The following is a 10253-nucleotide window of genomic DNA, read 5'->3' on the forward strand; positions in this document are numbered from 1 at the left end:
TGTGTCTATAGAGCTATAGAAGTGGAGGCTACCGACATGAATCTAGTATTGATGGGTTTGCCGGGTGCTGGTAAAGGAACGCAGGCTGCGAAAATCATCGAAGACTATGCGATCCCCCATATCTCGACAGGCGACATGTTCCGCGCGGCGATCAAAGATTCAACGCCACTCGGACAAGAAGCGAAATCATACATGGATAAAGGGGAACTCGTTCCGGACGAAGTCACAATCGGCATCGTACGTGAGCGTCTCGCCAAAGAAGACTGTGCAAATGGTTTTCTCCTTGACGGTTTCCCACGCACAGTGAAACAAGCAGATGCTCTTGAAGCATTACTTGAAGATCTGGGCAAACAAATTGATCACGTCATCCACATCGGTGTAGACCCGGAGAAACTTGTCCCTCGTTTGACAGGTCGCCGGATTTGCCCAACTTGCGGAGCAACGTATCATGTTCTCTATAACCCACCAAAAGTGGAGGGGATCTGTGATATCGACGGATCAGCACTTGTACAACGTGAAGATGACCAAGAGGAGACAGTACGTCGTCGCTTGGAAGTCAACGTCGCTCAAGCGCAACCTTTGATTGACTTTTACGCAGAAAAAGGGTATCTTCGTAATTTGGACGGTGATCGTCCAATCAACGATGTATATTCCGATGTTCAGGCACTCCTTGGTGATCAGTAATGATCATCACGAAAGCGCCGCGTGAAATCGACATCATGCGTAAAGCAGGACAAATCGTCGCCCGGACGCATAAGGAGCTTCAAGCTCACATTCGCCCAGGTATCACGACGGGGCAACTCGACGCGATCGCTGAACGCTATATTCGAAGTCAAGGGGCAACACCATCGTTTAAAGGGTATAATGGTTTCACGGGTAGCATCTGTGCTTCCGTGAACGAAGAGCTTGTCCATGGTATTCCGGGAGATCGTGTACTTCAGGACGGTGACATCATCTCGATTGACATCGGAGCAGAGTACAATGGGTATCACGGAGATTCAGCCTGGACATATCCGGTAGGTACAATCTCTGAAGAGACGAAGCGGTTACTTGACGTAACTGAAGAATCTCTGTATAAAGGATTGGAGCGCGCCAAAGCTGGCGTGCACCTGACAGATATTTCGCATGCGATTCAGTCACATGTTGAAGCAGCGAATTTTTCTGTAGTCCGCGAATATGTGGGCCACGGCGTGGGACAAAATTTGCATGAAGATCCGCAAATTCCACATTATGGACCACCGGGGAAAGGGCCGCGCCTGAAAACCGGCATGACACTGGCAATTGAGCCAATGGTCAACGTCGGGAAACGCTATGTTCGCACACTATCCGACAATTGGACGGTAGTGACGGTGGACGGTAGCATGTGCGCCCACTTTGAGCACACCATCGCCATCACAGACGACGGCTACGAGATCTTAACGGTCGATGCAGAGTGAGCTGTGCGCGTTATTGGTGTCACCTTTCTATAAGCCAGTATCCACTCGTGTTTGTGACCGATGATCTCTCAATGGCTCTTGTAGAAAGCCCCTAGCGCTACAAATCGTCTGGGCTCCCAATCAACTTTATAGAGAAAGGGGTATAATTGATGGCGAAACAAGATGTAATCGAAGTGGAAGGTACGGTTATCGAGCCGCTTCCAAACGCGATGTTTAAGGTGGAGTTAGAAAACGGCCACACGGTCCTCGCGCACGTCTCAGGAAAAATTCGGATGCACTTCATTCGGATCTTGCCAGGAGATAAAGTAACGGTTGAGTTGTCACCATACGACTTGACTCGCGGACGGATCACATACCGTTTCGAATAAAAACTCCGATTTTTTCAGGAGGAGGTATTCACAATGAAAGTAAGACCTTCGGTTAAACCGATCTGTGAAAAATGTAAAGTTATCCGCCGTAAAGGCAAAGTAATGGTTATTTGCGAAAACCCTAAGCATAAACAAAAACAAGGGTAATTAAACAAGGAGGTGCACACATGGCACGTATTGCTGGTGTAGATATTCCACGTGAGAAACGCATCGTCATCTCACTCACTTACATCTATGGTGTTGGTAAAACGACTGCTCAAAAAGTCTTGAAAGAAACTGGTATCTCTGAAGATACTCGTACTCGCGACTTGACTGAGGAACAATTGAACCAACTTCGTGATGGTTTAGACAAAATCAAAGTTGAGGGTGACCTTCGTCGTGAAATCTCACTCAACATCAAACGTTTGATCGAAATCGGTTGCTACCGTGGTGTTCGTCACCGTCGTGGTCTTCCAGTTCGTGGTCAAAACACTAAAAACAACTCGCGTACTCGTAAAGGCCCACGCCGTACAGTAGCGAACAAGAAGAAGTAAGGGAGGGTAAACTAAGATGGCAAAACGCAAACAGAACGTTCGTAGTAAACGTAAAGTCAAAAAGAATATTGAATCTGGTATCGTGCATATCCGTTCAACATTCAACAACACGATCGTTACGATCACTGATATGCAAGGGAATGCAATCTCTTGGGCAACTGCAGGTAACATGGGCTTCAAAGGCTCACGTAAATCGACTCCTTTCGCTGCACAAATGGCATCTGAAACAGCTGCTAAAACAGCAATGGATAACGGTATGCGTACTGTAGAAGTTAACGTTAAAGGTCCTGGTGCAGGTCGTGAAGCAGCTATCCGTGCTCTTCAAGCAATCGGTCTCGAAGTCACTGCAATCCGTGACGTTACTCCAGTACCACACAACGGTTGCCGCCCTCCAAAACGTCGTCGCGTGTAACCCGTCTTGTACTGCAGAGCGGGGATTCGAGTAGACTTTTGTTGATCGTTTGACCAAGCAAGGCAGTAGAAACGTACACAAGGCGGTTGGCGATTGAACGCGATGGCCAACATGACGATATTCAAGGAGGGGTTCAGATGATCGAAATCGAAAAACCGAAGATTGAAACGATCGAGTTAAGCGAGAACGCTACGTTTGGTAAATTCGTAGTTGAGCCGCTTGAGCGTGGATTCGGTACAACGCTTGGTAACTCATTGCGTCGTATCCTATTGTCTTCACTTCCGGGTGCTGCAGTCACTGCAGTCCAAATCGATGGCGTTCTTCATGAGTTCTCGACGATTGATGGCGTTGTAGAAGACGTTACCCAAATCATCTTGAACCTTAAGAAACTCGCCCTCAAAGTGTACTCGGAAGAAGAGAAAACGCTTGAGATCGATATTCAAGGCGCTGGTGTTGTCACTGCTGCGAACATTACGCATGACAGCGACGTCGAAATCCTCAACCCAGAACTTCACATCGCAACGCTTGCAGAAGGTGCATCACTTCATATGCGTCTTACAGCACGCCGTGGTCGTGGGTATGTTCAGGCTGAAGATAACAAACGGGACGATATGCCAATCGGTGTAATCCCAATCGACTCGATTTACACGCCAATTCAACGTGTAAATTATCAAGTTGAAAAAACACGTGTCGGTCAAGATGCGAGCTTCGATAAGTTGACGCTTGATGTTTGGACGGACGGTTCAATCCGCCCTGAAGAAGCAGTGTCACTCGGTGCGAAAATCATGACAGAACACTTAAACATCTTTGTTGGTCTTACGGACGAAGCGCTCCATGCTGAAATCATGGTCGAAAAGGAAGAAGATCAAAAAGAAAAAGTACTCGAAATGACGATCGAAGAACTCGATCTCTCAGTTCGTTCGTACAACTGTTTGAAACGCGCTGGTATCAACACGGTTCAAGAACTCGCGAACAAGAGCGAAGACGAGATGATGAAAGTCCGTAACCTCGGACGTAAATCACTCGAGGAAGTTCAAGCGAAACTCGACGAACTCGGACTAGGCTTGCGCAAAGAAGACTAATACTATTAATTGCACGAAGGAGGGAATCCATCCATGGCATACTCGAAATTAGGCCGTACAAGCTCACAACGTAAGGCACTTTTGCGTGACCTTGCGACTGATCTCATCATCAATGAGCGTATCCAAACTACAGAACAAAAAGCGAAGGAACTTCGTCCAGTCGTAGAGAAACTCATCACTTTAGGTAAACGCGGTGATCTCCACGCTCGTCGTCAAGTTGCATCGTTCGTTCGCCGTGAAGCTGCTGGTCAAAACGCAGAGGGCAAAGCACAAGACGCGATCCAAAAATTATTCGCTGATGTGGCTCCACGTTTTGCTGAGCGTCAAGGTGGTTACACACGCATCATGAAAATGGGACCACGTCGTGGTGACGGCGCAGAAATGGTCATCATCGAACTCGTTTAATCCTCATTAAATGATTCGCCATAAAAGGGCAGTGCGTATCCCGCTTCTGCCCTTTTGCTACAAAATGAAAGTATTGATTTGATGAAGGAGGAGAGATCATGGACAAGCTGATTGAACTGGAACAGGTCACCTATCGGTATCCGGAACAGGAGCAAGCAGCCCTACACGAGGTCTCTCTGACGATTCGTTCAGGTGAATGGGTCGCCATCGTTGGTCACAACGGCTCTGGAAAATCAACGCTGACGAAATTGTTTAATGGATTGTTGTTACCGGAGACAGGGACCGTTACGGTTGCTGAGCGCTTTTCAAGTGCGAATCCGGAGCAACTGTGGGAGATGCGCCGAGCAATCGGCATCGTCTTCCAAAATCCAGATAATCAATTCGTTGGCACGACCGTGCGCGACGACGTGGCATTTGCTCTAGAAAACTGGGGTGTGCCACGCGAGGAAATGGTTCGTCGTATCGACGACAGTCTAGCGCGCGTTGGCCTTACGGATTTTGTTGATCGGGAACCCCATCAACTATCCGGCGGACAGAAGCAGCGTGTCGCAATCGCTTCGGCGCTTGCGATGCGCCCTGATGTTCTCGTGCTCGATGAAGCTACATCGATGCTTGATCCATTAGCACGACAAGAGGTCATGTCGACCGTTCAGGAACTCCATGCGACCCACCCAATGGCGGTCATCGCGATTACACACGAATTAGACGAAGTATTACGGGCTAGTCGTGTCATCGTCATGGATGCCGGGAAAATCGTATTAGAAGGATCCCCTCAGGAAGTCTTTCGTCATGCATCGTTCTTAGAAGACATCGGACTCGATGTTCCATTCGTTGTTCGGGTACAAGAACGTTTACGGGCGCAAGGTCTCTCACTCGAGGAGACGATACTAGATGAAAGAGAATTGGTGAACCGTTTATGCCAATCTTAATCCAGGAATTAAATTATACGTATCAACTCAATAGTCCGTTCGAACGAGTCGCGCTACGTGATGTGAATCTTGAGATTCCGTCAGGGGCGCTTGTTGCGTTTGTAGGGCATACCGGATCCGGGAAATCGACGCTCGTGCAGCACATCAATGGGTTGCTCAAGCCGACAGCGGGGAAGGTACAAGTCGATGACATCATCGTCGAACCGAAGAAAAAACAAGACCTCAAGCCATTAAGACGTCGCGTCGGGCTTGTTTTTCAATATCCGGAATATCAATTGTTCGAAGAGACGGTCTTAAAGGATGTCATGTTCGGTCCGATGAACTTCGGTCATGACGCCGCGAAGGCTGAGCAATTAGCGAAAGAGGCATTACGGACTGTCGGACTCGATGAAGTCTTTTGGAGTCGTTCGCCGTTTGACCTGTCTGGTGGGCAAATGAGGCGTGTTGCAATTGCCGGCGTACTCGCTAGTCAACCAGACGTGTTGATCGTCGATGAGCCGACGGCAGGACTCGATCCGCAAGGGCGCAAGCATATGCTGAGTCTGTTTGCCCGGCTCCATGCAGAGACCGGTATGACGTTGCTCCTGATCACGCACGACATGGATCAGGTGCTTGAGTATGCCGAGCGTGTCATCGTCATGGAAGACGCCCAGGTGGCGTTTGACGGGCTACCGCTTGATCTGTTTAAAGAAGAGACTTTGCTCGAGCAATTCCATCTCGATCTTCCACATGTCTTATCGCTTGCTTGGCAAGTCGCTGATCAGCGTGGACTGGAACGACCGGACATCCGGACGGAGACCGAATTGATCGAGTGGTTGATGACGAAAGGGGTGAGCGAATGATCGTCGGACAACATATTCCCGGTCAGTCGTACTTGCATCGCTCGTCAGCACTCGCGAAGATCATCTTTGCTTTCTGCTTCATTCCGCTCGTCTTTCTCGCGAACAATGCAGCAACGAACATCTTTTTACTCATTTTTACGTTTCTCGCACTCATGAGTAGTCGCTTACCGCTTCGTTATGTTCTAAAGGGACTACGCCCGATTCTGTTCCTGATCGTCTTTACGTTCGTCATCCAACTGTTCTTCACGCGCGAAGGTGCCGTCCTCTTTGAGTTCGGCTGGCTCCGGATCTACGAAGAAGGACTTCGACTCGCGATCATCGTCTCATTACGTTTCTTCTATCTCGTCTCGATCACGACGCTCGTCACGCTGACGACCTCACCGATCGAATTGACAGATGCGATTGAATTGTTGTTGAAGCCGTTCAAGGTCGTCCGTGTCCCGACGCATGAGATCGCCTTAATGTTATCGATCTCACTTCGGTTCTTACCAACCTTAGCGGAGGAGACAGAGAAAATCATGAAGGCACAGCAAGCACGTGGTGTCGATTTGTCAGCAGGACCAATCAAGGAGCGCTTACGGGCGATCATTCCGTTATTGATTCCCTTGTTCATCTCCGCCTTTAAGCGGGCAGAGGATCTTGCGACAGCGATGGAAGCGCGGGGGTACCGTGGAGGAGAGGGACGGACACGTCTACGGGAGTCCAAGTGGACGATGCGGGATACGGGTCTGATGATCCTACTCGTCCTCCTGACGATCAGTTTAGTAGGATTGCGAGGGATCGGGTAATGCGTCGTTTAAAATGTACGATTCAGTATGACGGAACCGGCTACGCCGGGTATCAGGTGCAACCAAACGGATTGACGATTCAAGAAGTGATTGAAACGACGCTTGCGCGGATGCACAAACATCCCGTCAAGGTCATCGGGTCGGGACGGACGGATGCGAGAGTGCATGCCTACGGACAAGTCATTCATTTTGATACGGAACTAGCGATTCCCCCGGAGAACGTCGTCAAGGCACTGAATACGCTCTTACCAGCGGATATTCGTGTCCGGAGCTGCGAGGAGGTCGAACCGACCTTTGAAGCACGTTACGATGTCGTAGGGAAGGAATACCGCTATTTCGTCCGCCGCGAAGAAAATGCGTTTCGTCGAAATCTGTCGGTTCATATCCCGTATCCGCTCGATCTCGAGCGCATCCGTCAAGGGATGGCACATCTCGTCGGGACGCACGACTTCAGTTCGTTCTGTGTCGCGAAGACGGAAACGGATAACCGGGTCCGGACGATTTACGAGGCAGAGTTGATGACGATCGGTGACGAACTCGTCTTTCGATTCCAGGGCAGTGGTTTTCTCTATAATCAAATCCGGATCATGGTCGGGACGTTACTTGACGTCGGACGCGGTCGTTTTGCACCAGAGGACATTAAAAAAATGTTGCTGGCAAAGGACCGGAACGTCGCAGGCGTGACGGCGCCTCCTCATGGACTCTATCTATGGGAAGTTTTCTATCCGGAGTGAAAAAAGGCAATTGACATTGGCTATTAAAAAACATACAATGTTTATTGGCATTTCATTTATTATGAAACCACAATCTTAGCCCCGTACACCTAAGATTATGATAGATTCACCTAGTGAATAAATGAAAAATCAAAAACAGAACTTTTAATTCCTTAGGAGGTATTTTACATGCGCACAACTTTCATGGCGAAAGCTACTGATGTAGAACGCAAATGGCTCCTTATCGACGCTGAAGGTAAAACACTCGGTCGCCTTGCGAGCGAAGTTTCATCACTTCTCCGTGGTAAGCACAAGCCTACGTTCACACCACACGTTGACTGTGGGGATAACGTTATCCTCATCAACGTTGAGAAAATCGTTTTAACTGGTAACAAACTCGACAAAAAAGTCTACTACCGTCACTCTGGTCATCCAGGCGGCTTAAAGCAGACTGTTGCACGCGATATGCTTGCTAACAAACCTGAGCGCATGCTTGAACTCGCGATCAAAGGGATGCTTCCAAAAGGTAGCCTCGGTCGTCAAATGTTCAACAAACTCCACGTCTACGCTGGAGCTGCACACAAGCACGAAGCACAACAACCAGAAGTTTACGAACTTCGCGGTTAATACGAATTTAGGAGGAACTACACGATGGCAGATGTACGTTACTACGGCACTGGTCGCCGGAAACACGCGGCAGCGCGCGTTTTCCTCGTTGCTGGAGACGGTAAAGTCACAGTTAACGGTCGCGATATCAGCGAATACTTCGGTTATGAGACATTGATCATGACTGCAAAAGAACCACTCGTAATCACAGAAACAGAAGGCAAGTACGATGTAATCGTAACGGTCAAAGGCGGCGGCTTCACTGGTCAAGCAGGCGCTATCCGTCACGGTATCTCACGTGCTCTTCTTCAAGCGGATCCAGAATTCCGCGGCGCACTCAAAGCGAAAGGCTTCTTGACTCGTGATGCTCGTATGAAAGAGCGTAAAAAATACGGTCTTAAAGCAGCTCGTCGTGCACCACAATTCTCGAAACGTTAATTCTTTTCGAATCCCTCTCACCCTTGTGGTGGGAGGTTTTTTTGTGCACTAAAAAACCGCTCTCCTGACGAAGTGTCAGAACAGCGATTCAAGTCAAGTCGATTTAGTGGAGCGTAATCGGTGCAACACCGTCAGAAGAAGATAGAGGATGACGATCGTCAGCGGGATGCTCCAAACAAAGAGAGATTGTATGAATTGGGTAGGTGTATGTGTCGTCGCTTGACCGACATGTCCCGTAAAAGAGGTTTCTTCACTCAAGACGGTTGCATTGTCCGGTAACTCCGTCTTGGTAGCTACGGTCGGTTGCAGCGTCAGATACAGGACGAAGCTAAGATGTAAGAGACAGGTGACGCCAAGTGTCCAAATGATGCGTTTTTTCATAGGATGCTCCTTTTGATATGAGTTAAAATCATTCTGCATTCCATAAGTATAGCGGATTTTGTTTTCGGGAACAGGAGACAAAGGGAGTGAGCATAGATGGCATTATCGATCAGCTGGTTACTCGAGCGAGCGAATCGGAAGTTGAATGCTTCGGGACTTTCACGAGAAGTCGCCAAACGGACGCAAGAGGTCATCCGGGAGATGCATGCGCAAGGGATTTATGTCGGCGTCGCACAAGGGTACCGATCCATTGCAGAACAGAATCGGTTGTACGCACAGGGACGGACACTACCGGGACCAATCGTAACGAATGCACGTGGGGGACAATCGAGTCATAACCGCGGAATTGCCGTCGACCTTTTTCAATATTCCCAAGACGGTACACAAGCGCTGTTTCGAAACGATCAAAGCTTTCAAAAGATTGTTGCTGCGATGAAACGACGTGGCTTTTCTTGGGGTGGGGACTGGACGAGCTTTAAGGACTATCCACACTTTGAATTACTAGGAGTGTCTGAAGAAACGCCGAATCACTCTCGTGCGATCGTTCCGTATCCAGGTCGTCCGTTGTATCAAGGTGCAGCCAATATGAATCCGCGGGATATCGAACGAATTCAGCGTGCAGTCAAAGCAACCGTGACTCGGCGCTTTGATGCAGAGACGGCTCAGAAGGTGCGCGCCTATCAAACACGTCAAGGACTTGATGTCGATGGTGTCGTGGGTCCTGGTACATGGAACCGAATGTTCTAAAACGAGTGAATGATCGAGTGAAATGATGAAAACCGACACTGGACATGGAAAAGTCATCCTTTCCGGTGTCGAAATGTGCAAGCGCTCTCTTATTTTTGTTATACTAATAAGGATTAAATCGAACGTTTTCAGGGGGAAGGCACTATGTTGAATGAACAAGAAATTCGCGAGGTAGTCGGAACGCTCGTCGATCCGACGATTGACCGCCCGCTTGCAGATACGAACGGCATTCGTGACGTCCGGATTAAAGGTGATTATGTCAGTCTGAAAATCGCTTTAGCTCAATCTGGTTCTGGGGAGCAACTCGTGCTCCAACAGCAAATCGTCAAGGAACTAAAAGAAAAAGGATTCAAGACGGTTGGACTCCGTTTTGAGGCACTTGGTGACCACGGGATCCAAGCAGCAACGACACCGTCGATCCTCAAACCAGAATCCGGTACGACGTTCATCGCGATCGCTTCTGGTAAAGGGGGCGTCGGGAAATCAACGGTTTCCGTTAACTTAGCAGTTGCCCTCGCACGAGCAGGGAAGAAAGTCGGCTTGATTGATGCCGATATCTACGGCTTTAGTGTC

Annotated in this window: 17 protein-coding genes (1 of these 17 cut by a window edge); 16 read left to right on the top strand and 1 reads right to left on the bottom strand. The window is 48.9% G+C overall.

Annotated elements, in window-relative coordinates; all coding sequences use genetic code 11:
• Positions 1-36 precede the first annotated feature (36 nt).
• The 14 genes from P401_RS0115120 (at position 37) to rpsI (ending at position 8552) form a co-directional block, all read left to right on the top strand.
• Complete coding sequence (locus tag P401_RS0115120) at positions 37-684, top strand: adenylate kinase (RefSeq protein WP_023466643.1); 648 nt, start codon at positions 37-39, stop codon at positions 682-684.
• On the top strand, positions 684-1436 hold the full coding sequence (gene map, locus P401_RS0115125) for a type I methionyl aminopeptidase (protein WP_023466644.1): 753 nt from the start codon (positions 684-686) through the stop codon (positions 1434-1436). Before P401_RS0115120 ends, map begins: the two co-directional genes overlap by 1 nt.
• A 149-nt stretch (positions 1437-1585) precedes the next feature.
• Entirely contained in the window at positions 1586-1804 is a 219-nt protein-coding gene (gene infA, locus P401_RS0115130; protein WP_029343094.1) for a translation initiation factor IF-1, read from the top strand.
• Positions 1805-1837: 33 nt separating this feature from the next.
• Positions 1838-1951 carry a 50S ribosomal protein L36 gene (gene rpmJ, locus P401_RS0115135; protein ID WP_003156543.1) on the top strand — a complete coding sequence of 38 codons (114 nt, stop codon included), beginning with the start codon at positions 1838-1840 and terminating at the stop codon, positions 1949-1951.
• Between the two features lie 20 nt (positions 1952-1971).
• A complete protein-coding gene (gene rpsM, locus P401_RS0115140; RefSeq protein ID WP_023466646.1) occupies positions 1972-2337 on the top strand; it encodes a 30S ribosomal protein S13 in 366 nt (121 codons plus the stop codon).
• A 16-nt stretch (positions 2338-2353) separates the two neighbouring features.
• Entirely contained in the window at positions 2354-2749 is a 396-nt protein-coding gene (rpsK, locus tag P401_RS0115145) for a 30S ribosomal protein S11 (protein ID WP_023466647.1), read from the top strand.
• Between the two features lie 137 nt (positions 2750-2886).
• Entirely contained in the window at positions 2887-3831 is a 945-nt protein-coding gene (locus tag P401_RS0115150; protein WP_023466648.1) for a DNA-directed RNA polymerase subunit alpha, read from the top strand.
• Between the two features lie 33 nt (positions 3832-3864).
• Positions 3865-4236 (top strand): 50S ribosomal protein L17, encoded by a 372-nt coding sequence (gene rplQ, locus P401_RS0115155; protein ID WP_023466649.1) that lies wholly within the window; start codon positions 3865-3867, stop codon positions 4234-4236.
• Between the two features lie 98 nt (positions 4237-4334).
• Entirely contained in the window at positions 4335-5165 is an 831-nt protein-coding gene (locus tag P401_RS0115160) for an energy-coupling factor ABC transporter ATP-binding protein (protein WP_029343095.1), read from the top strand.
• Positions 5153-6007 (top strand): energy-coupling factor transporter ATPase, encoded by an 855-nt coding sequence (locus tag P401_RS0115165; protein WP_029343096.1) that lies wholly within the window; start codon positions 5153-5155, stop codon positions 6005-6007. The genes P401_RS0115160 and P401_RS0115165 overlap by 13 nt, the downstream gene beginning before the upstream one ends.
• On the top strand, positions 6004-6795 hold the full coding sequence (locus P401_RS0115170) for an energy-coupling factor transporter transmembrane component T family protein (protein WP_029343097.1): 792 nt from the start codon (positions 6004-6006) through the stop codon (positions 6793-6795). Before P401_RS0115165 ends, P401_RS0115170 begins: the two co-directional genes overlap by 4 nt.
• Complete coding sequence (truA, locus tag P401_RS0115175) at positions 6795-7529, top strand: tRNA pseudouridine(38-40) synthase TruA (RefSeq protein ID WP_029343098.1); 735 nt, start codon at positions 6795-6797, stop codon at positions 7527-7529. The genes P401_RS0115170 and truA overlap by 1 nt, the downstream gene beginning before the upstream one ends.
• Before the next feature lie 168 nt (positions 7530-7697).
• Positions 7698-8135, top strand: a complete 438-nt coding sequence (rplM, locus tag P401_RS0115180) for a 50S ribosomal protein L13 (RefSeq protein WP_023466654.1) — start codon at positions 7698-7700, stop codon at positions 8133-8135.
• Positions 8136-8159: 24 nt separating this feature from the next.
• On the top strand, positions 8160-8552 hold the full coding sequence (gene rpsI, locus P401_RS0115185; protein ID WP_023466655.1) for a 30S ribosomal protein S9: 393 nt from the start codon (positions 8160-8162) through the stop codon (positions 8550-8552).
• A 93-nt stretch (positions 8553-8645) separates the two neighbouring features.
• On the opposite strand, the gene P401_RS0115190 is transcribed toward rpsI, so the two are convergent.
• Positions 8646-8933 carry a hypothetical protein gene (locus P401_RS0115190; RefSeq protein WP_029343099.1) on the bottom strand — a complete coding sequence of 96 codons (288 nt, stop codon included), beginning with the start codon at positions 8931-8933 and terminating at the stop codon, positions 8646-8648.
• A gap of 96 nt (positions 8934-9029) precedes the next feature.
• On the opposite strand from P401_RS0115190, the gene P401_RS0115195 reads away from it, so the two are divergent.
• The gene (locus P401_RS0115195; RefSeq protein ID WP_029343100.1) at positions 9030-9680 is read left to right on the top strand and encodes a M15 family metallopeptidase; all 651 of its coding nucleotides are present in this window, start codon (positions 9030-9032) and stop codon (positions 9678-9680) included.
• Positions 9681-9824: 144 nt separating this feature from the next.
• Positions 9825-10253: the 5' end (the start) of an Mrp/NBP35 family ATP-binding protein gene (locus tag P401_RS0115200; RefSeq protein WP_029343101.1), read on the top strand. It continues 603 nt past the right edge of the window; the window shows 429 of its 1032 coding nt (coding positions 1-429); the start codon lies at positions 9825-9827; its stop codon lies off the right edge, out of view.

Origin of the sequence: Exiguobacterium acetylicum DSM 20416, from assembly GCF_000702605.1 — a bacterium.
GTDB classification, from domain to species: Bacteria; Bacillota; Bacilli; order Exiguobacteriales; family Exiguobacteriaceae; genus Exiguobacterium_A; species Exiguobacterium_A acetylicum.

Bases quoted from the DNA above. Each gene is read 5' to 3' on its own strand.
- rplM (WP_023466654.1), top strand. From the start codon at position 7,698: ATGCGCACAACTTTCATGGCGAAAGCTACTGATGTAGAACGCAAATGG.
- P401_RS0115160 (WP_029343095.1), top strand. From the start codon at position 4,335: ATGGACAAGCTGATTGAACTGGAACAGGTCACCTATCGGTATCCGGAA.
- rpmJ (WP_003156543.1), top strand. From the start codon at position 1,838: ATGAAAGTAAGACCTTCGGTTAAACCGATCTGTGAAAAATGTAAAGTT.
- P401_RS0115170 (WP_029343097.1), top strand. From the start codon at position 6,004: ATGATCGTCGGACAACATATTCCCGGTCAGTCGTACTTGCATCGCTCG.
- rpsM (WP_023466646.1), top strand. From the start codon at position 1,972: ATGGCACGTATTGCTGGTGTAGATATTCCACGTGAGAAACGCATCGTC.
- map (WP_023466644.1), top strand. From the start codon at position 684: ATGATCATCACGAAAGCGCCGCGTGAAATCGACATCATGCGTAAAGCA.
- rpsI (WP_023466655.1), top strand. From the start codon at position 8,160: ATGGCAGATGTACGTTACTACGGCACTGGTCGCCGGAAACACGCGGCA.
- rpsK (WP_023466647.1), top strand. From the start codon at position 2,354: ATGGCAAAACGCAAACAGAACGTTCGTAGTAAACGTAAAGTCAAAAAG.
- P401_RS0115195 (WP_029343100.1), top strand. From the start codon at position 9,030: ATGGCATTATCGATCAGCTGGTTACTCGAGCGAGCGAATCGGAAGTTG.
- P401_RS0115165 (WP_029343096.1), top strand. From the start codon at position 5,153: ATGCCAATCTTAATCCAGGAATTAAATTATACGTATCAACTCAATAGT.
- truA (WP_029343098.1), top strand. From the start codon at position 6,795: ATGCGTCGTTTAAAATGTACGATTCAGTATGACGGAACCGGCTACGCC.
- P401_RS0115150 (WP_023466648.1), top strand. From the start codon at position 2,887: ATGATCGAAATCGAAAAACCGAAGATTGAAACGATCGAGTTAAGCGAG.
- rplQ (WP_023466649.1), top strand. From the start codon at position 3,865: ATGGCATACTCGAAATTAGGCCGTACAAGCTCACAACGTAAGGCACTT.
- P401_RS0115190 (WP_029343099.1), bottom strand. From the start codon at position 8,933: ATGAAAAAACGCATCATTTGGACACTTGGCGTCACCTGTCTCTTACAT.
- P401_RS0115120 (WP_023466643.1), top strand. From the start codon at position 37: ATGAATCTAGTATTGATGGGTTTGCCGGGTGCTGGTAAAGGAACGCAG.
- infA (WP_029343094.1), top strand. From the start codon at position 1,586: ATGGCGAAACAAGATGTAATCGAAGTGGAAGGTACGGTTATCGAGCCG.